16 protein-coding genes are annotated in these 17,209 nt (G+C 63.2%); 9 read left to right on the plus strand and 7 right to left on the minus strand.

What is annotated here, in order from left to right; genetic code table 11:
* Positions 1–76 precede the first annotated feature (76 nt).
* Complete coding sequence (locus HNQ71_RS21205) at positions 77–709, minus strand: LysE family translocator (RefSeq protein WP_184874598.1); 633 nt, start codon at positions 707–709, stop codon at positions 77–79.
* Between the two features lie 164 nt (positions 710–873).
* Here HNQ71_RS21205 and rfaD point away from each other — a divergent pair, with 164 nt between their 5' ends.
* The 3 genes from rfaD to waaC are packed head-to-tail and all read left to right on the plus strand — an operon-like array spanning position 874 to position 3,769.
* Positions 874–1,824: an ADP-glyceromanno-heptose 6-epimerase gene (gene rfaD, locus HNQ71_RS21210; protein WP_184874599.1), complete on the plus strand. Its 951-nt coding sequence runs from the start codon at positions 874–876 to the stop codon at positions 1,822–1,824.
* Complete coding sequence (waaF, locus tag HNQ71_RS21215; RefSeq protein ID WP_184874600.1) at positions 1,797–2,804, plus strand: lipopolysaccharide heptosyltransferase II; 1,008 nt, start codon at positions 1,797–1,799, stop codon at positions 2,802–2,804. The genes rfaD and waaF overlap by 28 nt, the downstream gene beginning before the upstream one ends.
* On the plus strand, positions 2,801–3,769 hold the full coding sequence (gene waaC, locus HNQ71_RS21220; RefSeq protein WP_184874601.1) for a lipopolysaccharide heptosyltransferase I: 969 nt from the start codon (positions 2,801–2,803) through the stop codon (positions 3,767–3,769). The genes waaF and waaC overlap by 4 nt, the downstream gene beginning before the upstream one ends.
* A gap of 250 nt (positions 3,770–4,019) precedes the next feature.
* Here the strand turns inward: waaC and greA are convergent, their stop codons facing one another.
* The gene (gene greA / locus HNQ71_RS21225; RefSeq protein WP_095090920.1) at positions 4,020–4,493 is read right to left on the minus strand and encodes a transcription elongation factor GreA; all 474 of its coding nucleotides are present in this window, start codon (positions 4,491–4,493) and stop codon (positions 4,020–4,022) included.
* Positions 4,494–4,799: 306 nt separating this feature from the next.
* Positions 4,800–5,336, minus strand: coding sequence for a tetratricopeptide repeat protein (locus tag HNQ71_RS21230; RefSeq protein ID WP_184874602.1), 537 nt, complete (start codon positions 5,334–5,336; stop codon positions 4,800–4,802).
* Positions 5,337–5,481: 145 nt separating this feature from the next.
* Here HNQ71_RS21230 and HNQ71_RS21235 point away from each other — a divergent pair, with 145 nt between their 5' ends.
* From HNQ71_RS21235 to HNQ71_RS21255, 5 genes are all read left to right on the plus strand, one after another.
* On the plus strand, positions 5,482–5,907 hold the full coding sequence (locus tag HNQ71_RS21235; protein ID WP_184874603.1) for a DUF3775 domain-containing protein: 426 nt from the start codon (positions 5,482–5,484) through the stop codon (positions 5,905–5,907).
* 177 nt (positions 5,908–6,084) lie between these two features.
* Positions 6,085–7,116, plus strand: coding sequence for an extensin family protein (locus HNQ71_RS21240; protein WP_184874604.1), 1,032 nt, complete (start codon positions 6,085–6,087; stop codon positions 7,114–7,116).
* A 118-nt stretch (positions 7,117–7,234) separates the two neighbouring features.
* On the plus strand, positions 7,235–8,041 hold the full coding sequence (locus HNQ71_RS21245) for an extensin-like domain-containing protein (RefSeq protein WP_184874605.1): 807 nt from the start codon (positions 7,235–7,237) through the stop codon (positions 8,039–8,041).
* 85 nt (positions 8,042–8,126) lie between these two features.
* Positions 8,127–8,834 carry an LssY C-terminal domain-containing protein gene (locus HNQ71_RS21250; protein WP_184874606.1) on the plus strand — a complete coding sequence of 236 codons (708 nt, stop codon included), beginning with the start codon at positions 8,127–8,129 and terminating at the stop codon, positions 8,832–8,834.
* A 154-nt stretch (positions 8,835–8,988) separates the two neighbouring features.
* The gene (locus tag HNQ71_RS21255) at positions 8,989–10,299 is read left to right on the plus strand and encodes a hemolysin family protein (RefSeq protein ID WP_184874607.1); all 1,311 of its coding nucleotides are present in this window, start codon (positions 8,989–8,991) and stop codon (positions 10,297–10,299) included.
* Between the two features lie 53 nt (positions 10,300–10,352).
* Here HNQ71_RS21255 and HNQ71_RS21260 read toward each other — a convergent pair whose 3' ends face one another.
* From HNQ71_RS21260 to HNQ71_RS21270, 3 genes are read right to left on the minus strand one after another with little or no spacing between them, the layout of a single operon-like run.
* Positions 10,353–11,915, minus strand: coding sequence for a DHA2 family efflux MFS transporter permease subunit (locus HNQ71_RS21260; protein ID WP_184874608.1), 1,563 nt, complete (start codon positions 11,913–11,915; stop codon positions 10,353–10,355).
* Between the two features lie 7 nt (positions 11,916–11,922).
* Complete coding sequence (locus tag HNQ71_RS21265; RefSeq protein WP_184874609.1) at positions 11,923–13,047, minus strand: HlyD family secretion protein; 1,125 nt, start codon at positions 13,045–13,047, stop codon at positions 11,923–11,925.
* Complete coding sequence (locus HNQ71_RS21270; RefSeq protein WP_184874610.1) at positions 13,044–13,598, minus strand: winged helix-turn-helix transcriptional regulator; 555 nt, start codon at positions 13,596–13,598, stop codon at positions 13,044–13,046. The genes HNQ71_RS21265 and HNQ71_RS21270 overlap by 4 nt, the downstream gene beginning before the upstream one ends.
* Before the next feature lie 439 nt (positions 13,599–14,037).
* Here HNQ71_RS21270 and HNQ71_RS21275 point away from each other — a divergent pair, with 439 nt between their 5' ends.
* Positions 14,038–16,116: an ABC transporter ATP-binding protein/permease gene (locus tag HNQ71_RS21275; protein WP_184874611.1), complete on the plus strand. Its 2,079-nt coding sequence runs from the start codon at positions 14,038–14,040 to the stop codon at positions 16,114–16,116.
* 37 nt (positions 16,117–16,153) lie between these two features.
* On the opposite strand, the gene HNQ71_RS21280 is transcribed toward HNQ71_RS21275, so the two are convergent.
* Complete coding sequence (locus HNQ71_RS21280; protein ID WP_184874612.1) at positions 16,154–17,134, minus strand: quinone oxidoreductase family protein; 981 nt, start codon at positions 17,132–17,134, stop codon at positions 16,154–16,156.
* Positions 17,135–17,209 lie beyond the last annotated feature (75 nt).

The raw sequence follows: 17,209 nt of genomic DNA on the forward strand, positions 1-17,209 counted from the left end.
GATCGTTCATGGCGAAGCCGATATACCGCAAATCCACGCAGCGCAACGGCTGGCCATCACTGTGACGGCCGGCGGGTCAGCTCTTCTGCAGGGCGACATGGACACCCAGCCCGACCAGCACCGCCCCACCGGCCCGCTGCATCAGGCGCTGTGCGCGGCTCGAACGCCGCAAGCGGCCGATCACGGCACCGGCCAAGAACACACAAACGATATCGGCCGAAGAGAACATCAGATTGACGATTGTGCCCAACACGACGAACTGCAGCCAGACCGGTAGCGCCGCCGAGGCATCGATGAACTGCGGCAGGAAGGCCATGAAGAAGATCGCCGTCTTGGGATTGAGCACCTCGACGGCGATGCTCTCGAAAAAGGCGCGCCGCGCCGATTTCCGCTCGATTGCGGGCAGCGCCATGTCGCCCTCGACGCGCTTGCGGAACAGCAAAACGCCGAGCCAGATCAGGTAGAGCGCGCCGACCAGCTTGACCGCCATGTAGAGCGTCGGCACGGCGTGAAACAGCACCGACAGACCTGCGGCAGCGGCAAAGACATGCACATAACCGCCCAGATGAATGCCTAGTGCTGCCGTCAGCCCGGACCAGCGGCCGCGCGCCATTGTCTGCGCGGCGGCGTAGAGCATGGCCGGGCCGGGAATGTAGGCGAAGATCGCCGTGGTGGCGAAAAACGCGATGAGCAGTTCGGTCGACGGCATTCTTTTGTCCCTCACGATCATGCCGGGCGGCACAAACCGACTGAAGCGGAAGCTTTGCGGCGCCACTGTGACATCCGCTTCGCTGCCTGCTTTATCGACAGCCCACCCTACCTCCCTTATAAGGGCCGGAATCGGCAAGCGAAACGCGTATTAGGGCCAACAACATGATCATCGTTACGGGCGGCGCCGGCATGATCGGCTCCAACATCGTCGTCGCGCTGAATGCCGAAGGCCATGACGACATCCTCGTCGTCGACGACCTCACCGATGGCCACAAGATCGCCAATCTCGCCGATCTGCGCATCGCCGACTATCTCGACAAGGACGATTTCCTGGGCCGCATGGAGGCAGGCTCGTTCGGCCCCATCGAGGCCGTGTTCCACCAGGGCGCCTGCTCGACCACCACCGAGTGGAATGGCAAGTTCATGATGGAGGTGAACTACGCCTTCTCGAAGCGGCTGCTGCATGCCTGCCAGGCGCTGCGCGTGCCCTTCCTCTACGCCTCCTCGGCTTCCGTTTATGGCGGTGGCGCCGATTTTCGCGAAGACCCGGCGCTCGAGCGGCCGCTCAACGTGTATGCCTATTCCAAGAAGCTGTTCGATGACTATGTCCGGCGCACCGTCTTCGATACCGATCATGCGCAGGTTGCGGGCTTGCGCTACTTCAACGTCTATGGCCCGCGCGAGGCGCACAAGGGCGCCATGGCCTCTGTCGCCTTCCACCTGTTCAACCAGGTCGAGCGGGGCGAGAACCCGAAGTTGTTCGGCGCCTATGATGGGTTCGGACCGGGCGAGCAGAGCCGCGATTTCATCCATGTCGGCGACGTCGCCGACGTCAATCTGTGGCTGTGGAAGCGCGGATCGAGCGGTATCTTCAACTGCGGCACCGGTCGCGCCCAGGCCTTCCGCGCCATTGCCGAAACCGTCATCGACACGTTGGGTAAAGGCGAGATCGAGTTCATCGAATTCCCCGACCATCTCAAGGGCAGCTACCAGAGCTTTACGCAAGCTGATATGTCCCGTTTGCGCGCGGTCGGCTACAATGGCCAATTCCGGACAGTGGAAACCGGTGTCAGAGACTATGTCGAATGGCTGAAAGCCCAACGATCCTCGTGATCGGCCCACGTTGGGTGGGCGACATGGTGATGGCGCAGTGCCTGTTTTCGGCGCTGAAAGAGCTTCATCCCAACGCCGCGATCGATGTGCTGGCGCCGGCCTGGGCCGCACCGCTGGTCAAGCGCATGCCCGAAATCCGCCAGCAGATCGACTTTCCGCTCAAGCCCGGCGCGCTGGAATTCACCATTCGCCGGCGTTTTGGCCGACTGCTGCGCGGCCGCTACGACATGGCCTATGTCCTGCCGGGCAGCTGGAAATCGGCGCTGATCCCGTTCTTTGCCCGCATTCCGCGCCGTTTCGGCTACTTGCGCGAAATGCGCTACGGCCTGCTGACCGACATCGTGCCGCTGCCCGACAGCGTCAAACGACGCACGGCGCAGGCTTATTTCGGCCTTGCCCAGGGCGGCAATTTCCGGCCGCCACACCTGACCGTAGACGCGAACAACCAGGCCGCCCTGCTCGACCGCTTCGGGCTCGCGCCGCAGAAATTCGCAGCACTGATGCCTGGTGCCGAGTTCGGCCCGGCAAAGCGCTGGCCCAGCGAAAACTATGCCGGGCTTGCCCGTGATCTTATGGCGAAGGGTTTGAAGGTCGCGCTGTTCGGCTCGAAGAACGACCGCGACGTGGCGGCGGAGATCGCAGCTCTCGCCCCCGGCGTTGTCGACCTCGCCGGCCAGACCCGGTTGGAGGACGCCATCGACCTGATCTCGGCGGCAAGGCTGGCGGTGTCCAACGACAGCGGGCTGATGCATGTCGCCGCCGCCGTCGGCACGCCGATCGTTGCCGTCTACGGCTCGACCTCGCCGCAAAATACGCCGCCGCTGGCGGAACGGCGCGAACTGGTCTGGCTCGGCCTGTCCTGCTCGCCTTGCCACCAGAAGGTGTGTCCGCTTGGCCATCTCAACTGCCTGAAGACGCTTGAAGTCGAGCAGGTCGCGGCGGCGGCGAAACGCCTGCTGGAAATCCCGGCAGCCGCATGAGGGTCCTCATCGTCAAGACGTCGTCGATGGGCGATGTCATCCACACCTTTCCGGCCGTCGAGGATGCCCGCCTTGTCAGGCCGGACATTTCCTTCGACTGGTGCGTGGAAGAGGCATTCGCCGGCATCGTGGCGCTGCATCCGGCGATCGACAGAATCCACACGGTGGCGATCCGGCGCTGGCGCAAGACATTGCTCGACGGCGGCACATGGTGCGAAGCGGCCGCCTTGCGCCGCACCTTGCGCGATTGCCGCTACGACCTCGTCATCGATGCGCAAGGCCTGCTGAAATCAGCCCTGGTGGCCAGGCAGGCCGGCGCGCCGATCGCTGGCTTCGACCGGTCGAGCGCGCGCGAACCTTCAGCGACGCTGTTCTACGACGTCACTTACGCCGTGCCGCGTGACCTGCACGCCATCGAACGCACGCGGCGGCTGTTCGGGCAGGCGCTCGGCTACCAGCCCGATCTTTCGACTTTGGACTCCGGCATCGTCCCGCCGCCCGGCAATCTGGCCGGCGTCGCCGGAAAAATCGCCTTCCTGCTGCACGGCACCAGCCGCGAAGACAAGAAATGGTCGGTCCAAGACTGGATCGAAACCGCCCGTCTGCTGGCTGAGCGGGAAATGACGCCGGTCACCACATGGTCGAACGGGCGCGAGAAGGCCGTCGCCGAAGCGATCGCCGGAGCCATTCCGTCAACGGTCGTGGTGCCCAAATCGCCGCTCGCCGACATCGCCGCGATCATCGGCCGCTCGACGCTGGTCATCGGCGCCGACACCGGCCTAACCCATCTCGCCAGTGCCTTCGGCCTGCCGACGGTCGCGGTTTTTCTTGCCACCGAGCCGGGTTTGACCGGGCCGCGCGGACCGTATGCATCGACGCTTTTAGCCGCACCCGGGGACCATTTAACACCGGCGGAAGTGGTGGCGGAGGCAGAGAGGCTGCTGGCGCTTAGCCAGGCGGATTGATTTATTCAATCAATTCAATTGGAAATGTTAGTGCTGCCCCTCATCTGCCTGCCGGCACCTTCTCCCCGTATAGTGACGGGGAGAAGGGAGCGGAGCGCAAAGTTGGCGGATATTTGCGAACGCTGAAAATTAGGGAAATCATCGGACAAGGCGTCCTTCTCCCCGTCACTATACGGGGAGAAGTGCCCGGCAGGGCGATGAGGGGCGGCGCAGCCTTCGCTTGAAGGGCAGATCGGGCCTCTCAAATCCCCTAGATGAACTGCACCTGGACGATCTCGTAACCCCTTGCGCCGCCTGGCGCGTTGACCTCGATGGCGTCGCCGACTTCCTTGCCGATGAGCGCGCGCGCGATCGGCGAGGAGATTGAGATGCGGCCGGACTTCACGTCGGCTTCCTGATCGCCGACGATCCGGTAGGTCTTCTTTTCCTCGGTGTCCTCGTCGACCAGCACCACGGTGGCGCCGAACTTGACCTTGTCGCCGCTGAGCTTGCTGACATCAATCACTTCGGCGCGCGCGATATAATCTTCAAGCTCGTTGACCCGGCCCTCGTTGAGGCTCTGCGCCTCTTTTGCGGCATGGTATTCGGCATTTTCGGAAAGGTCGCCATGCGAGCGCGCCTCGGAGATCGCCTCGATGATGCGCGGCCGCTCCTCCTGCTGGCGCCAGCGCAGCTCTTCCTTCAATGACGCGAACCCCTCGCCTGTCATCGGGACCTTGTTCATGATGCCTGACCTTTCCTGCTGCCACCCCCGCGTTTCGGGGAAAGCCTTGTCGATGGGTACAAAAAGAAAACGGTCCGAGAGCCTCGGGCTAACGGAACCGTTTCACCGCAATTTCCCTGAATATAGCAATCTTCGCGGGTTTTTCACGCCCAAAAATCGGTTTTGCGAAAATGATCCGCTGCTTTCACAAATGCCGTCGCTGCTTTCGTACATGCGGTCGCGGCAGATACGAACCGGCAATGGCCGGCAACAAAAAATCCGGCCGCGATCGCTCGCGGCCGGATTGAGAAATATTAGGCGCCGAAATCAGCTCCGCATGAAATGGTCGATCTGCTCCGACAGCATACCGTATTCGCGCGAACCCTTGCCGGTCCGCTTCTCGATTTCCATCAACTGCTGCTGGGCGCCGGCCAGATCGCCGATCTGCAGATGCGCTTCGCCGAGATATTCGCGCACCAGCGTGTAGTTGGGGTCGATGCGCAGCGCTTCCTCATAATAGCCGAGGCCGACGGTGACGCGGCCGGAATGGCGGTGCGAATAGCCGAGATAGTTGAGGATGCGCGGATCCTGCTTGTTGGCAGCGAGACTGAGCACGGCGATCGCCTCGTCATAGCGCCCGGCCAGCGCCAGCGAATGACCGGCATCATAGATGCTGTCGTCGTCCAGCATACCTTCCTGGGGTGCGACGCACTTTTTCTTCTTCTTGTCCCAGACTTCGCCCTTCTTGCACTGCGTCACGGTCTGATCGCTGCCGCCACTACTGCCGGCGGCGAACACCGGAACAGCAAAGAACTGCAGCGCGACAAGGGCAGTCGCCGCCTGGATCAGAATTCTTTTATGCATCGAAGCCTCCTTGAGGGGTGAGAATGCAACACTAACGCCGGACGCCCTGGGTTTCATCCCGGAAAAAAAGCATATCGGAGAACATCAGGTGACGGATGCTGCAAATCCGCTATCATTCGAGCAAACGACCTGACGGAGACGGGCTGTGCAGCGGCGCCTTGAAAAGGATTGGGAGCTTTCGATCGGCCCCGACACCGTGCGCCTGTTCATCCTCAAGGCCAAGGCATTGAGTGCCGCCGTCAATGAAGACTATGCCGGTGGCGCCGAGCACGAGGTCGAACTCGACGGCGAGGCGCATGCCAACCACCATCATGACGGCCTCGCCGAGGAAAGTTCCGAAAACCTCACCGAGGAAGAGTTGCGCGAGCTGATCAACGACCTCAATGTCGATGAAGCAGCCGAACTCATCGCCCTGGCCTGGATCGGTCGCGGCGACTACGATGGCACCGAGTGGGCGGATGCGCTTGCCGCGGCGCGCGAGCGCGCCAACAAACGCACGGCGAAGTACCTGCTTGGCATGCCGCTGCTTGCCGACTGGCTGGAGGAAGGGCTGGAAGCGATCGGCGCGTAACACCGTGGTTACCGTTCGTGATGGGGCCAAGGCAACCACCTTGCGTCCGCGCCGTTGACGGCCATGGGGTCGATTGCTTTTTCCCAAACCTGCAGGATTGCACTGGTCGTAGCCATCGCGGCTGTGCTGGTTACGCCCGCCGACGCCAGACATCGCCATCGGCACCACAAGCCCCAGGTGGAGCAGCCGATGTCGCTGCGGGCCGATCAGCCGCTGGAACCGCGGGGCAAGCATCGTCTGAAACGGCGGGGCTCCCAGCACGTCACGCCGGGCCCGACAAAGGTACAGCAGAAAACGCAGGATCCGTTGACATCCCCAACTGAGGTTCCGGTGCCGGAGCCACGTCCCGCAGACGCGCAGAAGGCCGACGTTTCAAAGAAGGAGGAGATGAAGACGCAAGCTCCAAAGAGCGGCGGAGCGGTTGACCGGTCCAATCAAGAAAAGCCGCATCGAGAAAAGCAGGCGCGCCCCGAACCATCGGCCAATACGGAAAACACCCCTGAACCGCCTTCTGTGGCGCCGACGCCACCACCAAAGCCTGGGACCGCGGAGCCCGAAGTTGAGCCGCCGGTTGTCGCCCCGCAGCCGCCGCAAAAGCCGGCGGATGCAGGCGACGAGAAAATGCTGCCCGATCCGCGCTCGGCCGATCTGCCCGACGAGAAGATGCCCGACGAGGAAGTCGCTTGCCGGGAGCGGCTGAAGACGCTCGGCGTCGAGTTCGAGGAACACAAGGCGGAAAGCAATGCCGAAATCGGCTGCTCGATCCCCTACCCGATCGTGCTGAAGACACTCGGCAAGTCGATCGCCATCGGCCCCGGCACCGAGCTCAATTGCCCGATGGCCGAAGCGGCGGCGCGTTTCGCCGCCAATGTCATCCAGCCGGAGGCGAAAGCCGAATTCGGCGCGGATCTGAAATCGATCGGCCAGGCATCGGCCTTTGTCTGCCGGCCGCGCCACGGCACCAGAAAACTCTCGGAACACGCCTTCGGCAACGCGCTCGACATCGCCAGCTTCACGCTGTCGGACGGCAAGAAGATCGAAGTCGGCCCGACGCCGCCGGAAAAGGACGCGAAATTCCTCAACGCCGTGCGCAAGGCCGCCTGCGGACCGTTCAAGACGGTGCTCGGACCAGGCGCCGACGCCGACCATGCCTTGCATTTCCATCTCGATCTCGAACCGCGCCGCCATGGCGGCACCTTCTGCCAGTGAGCATGGGCCCGCCGGGACCGCGTGCCGCAATTCGGCCGCAGGCATGAACACGGGCGCTGAGTTTTCCTTTACCCTTGATCGTTAAAATGCCGGATATCCGTAAATGGGATTTCCGCCAATGGCCGGCAAATTTCGCGTCGTGTTTTCCACCGCCGCGCGCCAATCGAAACATGCGGCAATGGTCGCCGCCGGCCTTGCCCTCGCGGCGGTTTCGGCTTGCAACACCGGCAGCGTGCTGTCGCTTGAACCGGCCGTCGATGTCGGCTCGCAGACCGCTGCCGTGCCGCAATACACGGGCATGCAGAAGCTTGTTCCGTCCAATCCCTATATGACGAGCGCCGCCTATCCGCGCATGGATGAGCCGATGTCGCCGGTCGAACAGATGCCGGCCAGCGAAACCGACTGCCGCCAGCAGCTGAAGCGCCTCGACGTCGCCTACACCGACCTGGCGCCGATCCATGAAGGTCAGTGCGGCATCGACTATCCGGTCAAGGTCTCGGCCATCGGCAGCATCCAGATGAAGCCCGCCGCCACGCTGACATGCGACATGGCCGCGACCTTCGCCGGCTGGACCAGGAACGAACTCGTTCCCTCCGCCCGCTGGCGCTATTTCTCCGGCGTCAAGACCATCCACCAGGGTTCCAGCTATTCCTGCCGCAACATTGCCGGCGAAGGCGTGCTGTCGGAGCACGGTAAGGGCAACGCGCTCGACGTGATGAGCATCGAGCTCAACAATGGCGACGACATCGACGTGCGCAAGCCCGGCCTGTTCGCCTTCCGCACCCGCGGTTTCCTCAACAACGTGCGCGCCGACGGCTGCCAGTATTTCACCACCGTGCTTGGCCCCGGCTACAATTACGACCACCGCAACCACTTCCACTTCGACATCAAGAACCGCAAGAACGGTTACCGAGCCTGCCGCTAGAGCGTCGGACAACAGCATGTCGACGCCCTTTGCCGGCGAAACACGACATCGCATAGAGTGATGCCGGAACGTTCGGGCCACGGTGATGAGCCAGCGAAGTTTTCGGCGACGCATTGCAATCTGGGTGACGGCCTTCCTGGCCGCCTATCTGGTGCTCGCCTATTTCGCCGCGCCTGAATTCTGGACCTTCCGGGATCGCGGCTTTCGCACCCAACGCTTCGAGATGGTGACCCACACGCCGCAGGGCATTCCGGGGGATCCGATCAATGTCGGCCTTGTCGGCACCAAGAAGGAAGTGGTCCATGCCTTCGCCGTCGCCGGCTGGGACACTGCCGACGCCGTGACCTTGAAGACGGCGATCGAGATCGGTGAAAGCGTGCTCTTCGACCATCCCTATCCCGATGCGCCGGTCAGCCGGCTGTTGTTCGACGGCCGCGCCCAGGATCTTGCGTTCGAAAAGCCGGTGGGAGCCAGCGCCGACCGGCGTCATCATGTCCGCTTCTGGCAGACCGGCGCGAGCGGCGATGACGGCCGGCCGCTGTGGCTAGGTTCGGCCAGCTTCGATCGCGGCGTGGGGCTGAGCCACGATACCGGCGCCATCACCCATCACATCGGCCCCGACATCGATGCCGAACGCAATTTCCTGATGCACGATCTGGCCACCGCCGGCACGCTGATTTCGACCAGAGACATGGCAGGCATCGGCGCCACCAGCAGCGGGCGCAATGGCGGCGGCGATCCCTACTTCACCGACGGCGAGGCAGTTGTCGGCGTGTTGAAGCAACTGCCGTGAGATGTCCGAGACCAGATGGTCCGGGGCCGACCTGAAAATTGGCCGTGAGCTGTGTGATGCCGCAGACGATATCGGCTAAGAGCTGCCACTGTCATTTTCTAAAAATCTTGGCGGACTATTTTCGAAAGCTGCGCCGCAATGCTATTGACCGCTCATGCTATACGTCGAAATCGCTATCGTGGTCGTCCTCATCTGTGTGAACGGCCTTTTGTCGATGTCCGAGCTCGCCATCGTCTCGTCGCGCCCGGCCAGGCTCAAGGCGATGATCGACCGCGGCGTCAACGGCGCCGGCCGGGCTCTTGAGCTTGGCTCCAATCCCGGCAAGTTCCTGTCCTCGGTGCAGATCGGCATCACCTTGGTCGGCGTTCTCTCCGGCGCGTTTTCCGGCGCCACGCTGGGCGACCGGCTGGCCACCTTCCTGGCCTCGACCGGCATGCGCGAAAACGTCGCCGATCCGGTCGGCGTCGGCATCGTCGTCGCCATCATCACCTATTTCTCGCTGATCGTTGGCGAGCTGGTGCCCAAGCAGATCGCCTTGCGCGATCCCGAGCGCGTGGCCGCGCGGGCGGCCCCGGCAATGACCATCCTCGCCACCGTCTCGGCCCCTCTGGTCTTCCTGCTCGACATTTCCGGCCGCGCCATATTGTGGCTGCTCGGCCAGCGCGGCGAAAGCGAGGAGAAGGTCACCGACGAGGAGATCAAGATGCTGGTCGCCGAGGCCGAGCACCACGGCACCATCGAATCCGACGAGCGGCGCATGATCGCAGGCGTCATGCGGCTTGGCGACCGCGCGGTGCGCGCCGTGATGACGCCGCGCACCGAGGTCGACTGGATCAACCTGCAGTCCGACGAGAGCGCCATCCGCAAGCTGTTGATGGAGACCCAGCATTCGCGACTGCCGGCGGGCGACGGTGGCGTCGATGTCATGGTCGGCGTCGTCCAGACGCGCGACGTGCTCGCCGCGCTGCTTGCCGGCCGCGTGCTCGACCCACGCCGGCATGTGCGCGCCGCGCCCATAGTCTACGACCAGGCCGACGCGCTGGATGTGCTGCAGAAGCTCAAGGAATCCGACGTGCCGATGGCGCTGGTGCATGACGAGTACGGCCACTTCGAAGGCATCGTCACCCCGGCCGATATTCTCGAAGCCATCACCGGCGTGTTTCGGGCGGATACCGACGCCGGCGACGAGGAGAATGCCGTCAAGCGCGACGACGGCTCATGGCTGCTTGCCGGCTACATGCAGGCCGACGAGATGGCCGATGTCCTTGGCATCGACCTGCCGGAAAACCGCGACTACGAGACCGTCGCCGGCTACGTGCTGTCGCACATGCACCACCTGCCGGCGACCGGCGAATGCGTCGACGCGCAGGGATGGCGCTTCGAAGTGGTCGATCTCGACGGCCGCCGCATCGACAAACTCATCGCCACCCGCCTGCCCGGCACGCACCGCGAGCCGGTGCGCTGACGACCAGCTTTCCGGCTCCTGTCGGTTTGGTTCGGTCGTCGCGTCGGTCCGCTTCAGTGCGCGTCCGGAGGCGGCGCCTTCGGCGTGACGTTGCGCAGGAACGGAACGAGCGCCGTCGCGATGACGAACGCCACCATGATCACCAGGAACGCATCCGCGTAAGCCATGGTCGACGCCTCGCGATAGGCCAGCGCCCACAACTGCTTCAGCGAAGCGGTGTGACCGTCGCCGACGGCGCCGGGCAATTGGCCATAGCGCAGCGCGACGTTGTCGACGAGGCGCATGGCAGCCTCATTCTGCGGCGTCAAATGCGATGCGATCATCAGGAAATGGAAGTTGGTGCGGTCGTTCAGGATCGCGCCACAGACGGCGATGCCGACCGCACCGCCGAGATTGCGCATCGTGTTGAACAGGCCGCTGGCATATTTCAGCCGTTCGGGCGGCAGGCTGCCGAGACCGAGATTGACGCTTGGCGCGACCGCGAAAACCTGCGGGAAGCCGCGAAAGATCTGCGGCAGAAGCAGCTGCGCGGCGCCCCACTCGCTGGTGATCGCACTGAAGCTCCACATCGACGCGCCAAAGGAGGCAAGCCCGAACATCATCAGCCAGCGCGTGTCGAAGCGCTTGGCGAGGAAGATGTAGACGGGGACGCCGACCATCGAGGCAACGCCGGTGGAAAAGACCGCCAGGCCGGTCTGCAGGGCGTCGTAGCCGCGCACGTAACCGAGGAACAACGGCGTCAGGAAGATCGTGGCGAAGATGCCAACACCGGTTATGAACGAGAGGAAACAGCCGATCGCGAAATTGCGGTTGCCGAAGGCGCGGAAATCGACCACCGGCTGCGAATAGGTCAGGCTGCGGACGATGAACAGAACTCCGGTGACCCCGGCGAGGATGGCGCCATTGCGGATTGTCGCATCATCGAACCAGTTCCAGCGCGAACCCTCCTCAAGAACATATTCAAGTGTGCCCAGACTGACCGCCATCAGGACGATGCCGATGTAGTCGGCGCCCTTCAGAAGGGAAGGATCGGGTTCGTCGATCTTGACCAGGGCCGCGACGAGGATGGTGATGATGGTGCCGGGAATGACGTTGACATAGAACAGCCAATGCCAGCTCAACGTATCCGTGATCCAGCCGCCGATGACGGGGCCGAGCGTCGGCGCGATCGAAGCGATGCTGCCAACCACCGCGGCCGCATAGACACGCCTCGGACCCTGGAAATAGTGGAACGACGAGGTGAAGACCGTTGGGATCATCGACGCGCCGAGCAGCCCCTGCAGTGCACGGAAGGCGATCATGCTTTCGATGTTCCAGGCCAATCCGCAAAGCATGCTTGCCAGGGTGAAGCCGGCAGCCGAGATAGTGAAAAGCCATCGGGTCGAGAACACGCGCGTAAGCCAGCCCGACAGCGGGATCACGATGATTTCCGCCACCAGGTAGGATGTCTGCACCCAGCCGATCTGATCCTGGGCAGCCGACAGGCCGCCACCGATGTCCTGGAGCGAGGACGCGACAATCTGGATGTCGAGAAGCGCGATGAACATCCCCACGCACATCACCATGAACGGCAGGATGCTCGCGAAGAAGGACTGCGGGACGGCACGCTCTGGCATGGCGTCCTCAGCGCGACGCGGTATCGACCGTCACGGCGGTCGACAGGCCTGGCCTGAGCGCAACCTTCTGCACCTGGTCCTGGTCGATCGTGATCCTGACAGGAACGCGCTGGACGATCTTGGTGAAATTGCCGGTCGCGTTCTGCGGCGGGATCACGCTGAAGATGGCTCCGGTGGCGGGACCCAGGCTGGTGACATGTCCTTTGAGCGGCTCGTCGGGTGCAATATCCGTATAGACCGTCGCCGCCTGCCCGTCGGCCATGTGGCGCAGCTGGTCTTCCTTGAAATTGGCGTCGACCCATAGCCCCGATGCCGGAACGATCGTCAGGAGATAGCTGCCGGGTGAAACGTAGGTACCGACCTGCGCTAGCCTGTTGCCGATGATCCCATCGATGGGCGAGCGGATTTCGGTGAAGCCGAGATCGAGCTGCGCGGTGTCGACATCGGCCTTGGCTGCCGCGACCGCCGCGGTCGCTTCCGAGATCTGGGTGTTGAGGACGTCGAGCTGTTGCTTCGCTGCCGCAAGTCCCGCACGGGAGGCAGCGACCGATGCCTTGGCCTGACCATCGGCCGCAAAACTTCTCTGTGCGTCCTGCTGCGAACCGGCCCTGGTGCTGGCAAGCACCTCATAGCGCTTCGCATCTTGATCGGTGAAAACGGCCGCCGCACTCTTGGCGTCAAGATCCGCCTCGGCTTGCTGGATCATCGAATTCTGCAGCGAGACCTGGGCATGAAGATTGTCGAGGGCCGATTGCTGCTGCTGGACCGACGCCTCGGCGTGTTCCAACGCCGCTTTGAAGGGCCGATCGTCGATGCGGATCACCACCTGGCCCGCGGCGACGTGCTGGTTGTCCTCGACAAGGATCTGGTCGATATGCCCGGCAACCCTTGGGGCCAGAGGCGTGACGTTGCCGCCGACATAGGCATCATCGGTCGAGACGAGGAAGCGGTTGGCCTGCCACCACTGGACTCCGTACCAGCCGGCGACGCCGATTACGACAAGGCCCGCCAACATCAGCAATGGCCTGCGACGCTTCGTGGCGGGCATCGGGGTCGTGGCCACGGAAATGGCAGGCGTGGGATTTTGGGCGACCGATGGCTGCAATTCGGCCGGCGAAAGAACCTTGTTCATCTCCCCCGCGCCTCGTCCTGGCTGTGCTGGTGCAGCGCGTTGTCGACCAGCGGAAGGCCGGAGCCGTCGCTGGCGAAGCGATAGCGCTGCCGCATGCGATCGGTAGCCGCAGGTCCCGTCGCCATGGTGAAATCCTCGCTGTCGAGTTCCCTGCCGCTGTGGCGATCGACCAGCACCGGCTCGGCCCAGCGCCCGTCCGCCTTGTCCACCACCACCAGGCTCGGTCCTTCAGGGGCCAGGTGTCGATTGCCCCAGGCGAGCAGCGATAGCAGGACCGGGCGGAAATCGCGAGCCTTTGAGGTCAGGACATACTCATGGCGAAGCGGCCGCTCGCAGTAGATACGCTTCTCGAACAGCCCGCGCTCAACCAGGCTGTTCAGCCGCCGCGTGAGAATGTTTGGCGCAATCTCCAGGCTCTTTTGAAACTGGTCGAAGCGTGTCAGGCCTTGGAATGCATCCCGCAACAGCAGGATGCTCCACCACTCGCCGACATCGTCGAGGCTGCGCGCGATGGGGCACGGGCGGGTTTCGAAGCTTGTTTTGGCAACCATGATCAGGAGTCTCTTTCAAAATGAAAGTGACTCATAACCTAGTAGATTGCATTATGCAAGTGACTTATGAGGATCGAGGACTGGAACCCGGTTTTCAATGGAGATCGGCTAAACCACCAAGACGTCCATTCCGCCCCGTCGGATGGACGGCGGCGCCGTGCGCTACGCCGTGGATACGGATCGCGACGACGTCACGCCAAAAATTATTGGGTCACGTGCTCGATCGAAGGCTTTGGCTCCGGCATGCTCGTCGGCCCGCGCCACGTCCCGGCGGTAGGCTGAATGGCCGCGACGGGCCGACCCCACGCCGGCCCGCGCGCATTTCATCACAGGCTCCTCGCCACCCGCCTGCCCAGAGCTCACCCACAGCCGTGCGCTGATAATCAGCGCGATCCGTTGACATCATGAAACCTTTTGATTTTTAAGCCGTTATCGGCCTATGTCCGGGGCCAAATCCAAGCCGAAATCTGTCGATGGCACCAAACCACGCGGTGCTGAAAAGTCGCGGCAGGAAAAGGCATCGACTGTCGAAGCGCCCGAGGCCGACGGGCATGCCGGGCCTGAGGTCGACGGGCATGCCGCGCCCGAGGTCAACGGCCAGGCCGCGCCACCGCCGGATGTCATCGAACCCGATCCGGAACTGACGCCAGAAGAGGCCGAGCAGGCGCGCAAGAGATACTTGTTGAAGCGCTTCTGGATCAGCGCGCGCGGTTACTGGGGCCGCGGCGGCGACAGGCTCGCCTGGCCGTTCACGATCGGGCTGTTGATCCTGATATGCGTGAACGTCGGCTTCCAGTATGGGATCAATCGATGGAACCGGGCGATTTTCGACGCCCTTGAGCAACGCGATGCCCACACCGTGTATTTCCTGAGCGCCGTCTTCGTGCCGCTGGTGCTCGGGAGTGGAAGCCTTGTCGTTACGCAAGTCTTCCTTCGCATGACGATTCAGCGCCGCTGGCGTTCCTGGCTCACCACGTCGGTCATCGCGCGCTGGCTCGCGAACGGCCGCTACTATCAGCTGAACCTCGTCGGCGGCGACCACCAGAACCCCGAAGCCCGCGTTTCGGAGGATTTGCGGATTGCCACCGAATCTCCGGTCGACTTCACCGCCGGTGTCATCAACGCGTTTCTGTCGGCCTCGACCTTCATCGTGGTGCTGTGGACGATCGGCGGAGCCCTGAGCTTCACAATCTCGGGTTCGACCATCACGGTTCCCGGCTTCCTCGTCATCACGGCGATCATCTATGCCGCGATCACATCCACCTCGATGGCGGTGATTGGCCGCCATTTCGTCCACCTCTCCGAGGAAAAGAACCAGGCGGAAGCCGAATTCCGCTACACGCTGACGCGCGTGCGCGAGAACGGCGAGAGTATCGCATTGCTCGGCGGCGAGGAGGAGGAGCGCAGCGGCATCGACAAGAGGTTCGCCCATGTGCTCAGGCAATGGGCGCTCCTCACAGGCCAGCACATGCGCACGGCACTGGTGTCGCAGGGGTCGAGCCTGTTCGCGCCGGTCGTGCCGGTTTTGCTTTGCGCTCCAAAGTTTCTCGAAGGCAGCATGACACTTGGACAGGTCATGCAGGCTGCCTCCGCCTTTGCCATCGTGCAGGGCGCATTCGGATGGCTGGTCGACAACTACCCCCGTCTCGCCGACTGGAACGCCTCGGCGAGGCGCATTGCTTCGCTGATGATGTCGCTCGATGGGCTCGAGCGCGCCGAGCAGAGCGACGCCCTGGGACGCATCCAGCGTGGCGAAACCGAAGACGGTGCGATGCTCAGCATCGACAATCTCTCCGTGACGCTCGACGACGGCACGTCCGTGGTCAAGGAAACCAAGGTCGTGATCGAAGCGGGCGAGCGGGTGCTGGTGGCCGGCGAATCCGGTTCAGGCAAGAGCACGCTGGTGCGGGCCGTCGCGGGCCTGTGGCCGTGGGGTGGCGGCAGCGTCAATTTCCACGCCGACAGACGGTTGTTCATGTTGCCGCAACGACCCTACATCCCCTCAGGCACGCTTCGCCGCGCAGTCGCCTATCCCGCCGCCGCCGACAACTGGACGATTAAGGAGATCAAGGCTGCGCTCGATAGAGTGGGGCTCGCCTATCTTGCCGACAAGATCGAGGAAGACGCGCCATGGGACCAGACCTTGTCGGGTGGCGAAAAGCAGCGTCTCGCCTTCGCGCGTCTCCTGCTGCACAGCCCCGACATCATCGTGCTGGATGAAGCAACCGCAGCGCTCGATGAGAAGAGCCAGGGCAAGATGATGGAGGTGCTCATTCAAGAATTGCCGAAGGTCACCATTATAAGCGTTGCGCATCGCGCCGAGCTCGAAGTCTTCCATAGCCGCAAGATCACATTGGAGCGGCGCGAGGGCGGTGCAAAGCTTGTCAGCGATATCGATCTTGTCCCACGCAAGGGCAGACGCAACTTGATCGGGCGCGCCTTGTGGGGCTCCGGCGCGCCTCGACCAAAAGGCGGTGTCACATCGAGTAAGGCGACACTGTCCCAGACAAAAAAATGAAATCCGCTCAGTCTGAAGCGATCGATCGACCACAATATTAGGGTATCAGCACCACCTTCCCCGTCGAGCGGCGCTCGTCGAGCAAGCGGTGGGCTTCGCCAGCCTGGTCGAGCGGGAAGCGGCCGCCGATCGTAACCTGCAGCCGACCGCTTGCCGCCATTTGGAACAGCTCGGACAGGCTGGCTTTCAGTGTGTCCGCAGACAGCAACGGCAGCAGCGCGAAACCTCTCAAAGACTGGCTGCGGCCGATCATCGATTCGAGGTCGGAAGCCGCGAGCGCATAGCGGCCAAGTGCCGCGAACACCAGTTCGCCACCGGGTGCCAGGGCCTGCAGCAACGCAGCGGTCAGCGCCCCACCGACCGTGTCGTAAATGATGTCGGCGCCCTGCCCGTCCGTGATGTCGCGAACGTGGGCGGGCCAATCCGGCTTGACATAGTCGACGGCGACATCCGCGCCGAGCGACAAAGCGAGATCGAGCTTGGCCTTGCTGCCAGCGGCCGCGACCACCTTGCGTGCGCCCTTTAGCCTGGCCAGTTGGACAAGCAGCGAACCGACGCCGCCCGACGCGGCCGGCACCAGCACCGACTTGCCGCCGGGCGGGCTTTGCCGCAGCAGGTGAAGGGCCGTCAGCCCCTGCACCATCAACGCCGTTGCATCCTCGAACGACAAGGCATCCGGCAGCAGCACGATGAGATCGGCGTCGATCGTCACCTGCTCGGCATAGCCGCTGTGAGGACGCTGTGACACGAACAAAGGCGCAGCGACACGGGCGCCCAGCAGCGACGCATCCACCCCGTGTCCAACGGCCTCGACGAAGCCCGCAGCCTCGACGCCAAGGATCATCGGCAGTTGCGGCGTCACCGCGTAGCCATCCCGGCGCATCAGCACTTCGAAGAAATTTATCCCGGCGGCATGGACGCGGATCATAACCTCGCCGGACTGGGGCACCGGCGACGGCAGGTCGACCGCCTCCAGCACGTCGGGACCGCCGAAGCGGCTGAGTTGAATGGCTTTCATGGCAAACTCCGATCGCTATGGCATCGGCCACGGTTTGCCACTATCTGCGGAGCCTCGACTACACACTCATTTGTC

Source organism: Mesorhizobium sangaii (assembly GCF_014207355.1).
Taxonomy (GTDB): Bacteria; Pseudomonadota; Alphaproteobacteria; order Rhizobiales; family Rhizobiaceae; genus Mesorhizobium; species Mesorhizobium sangaii.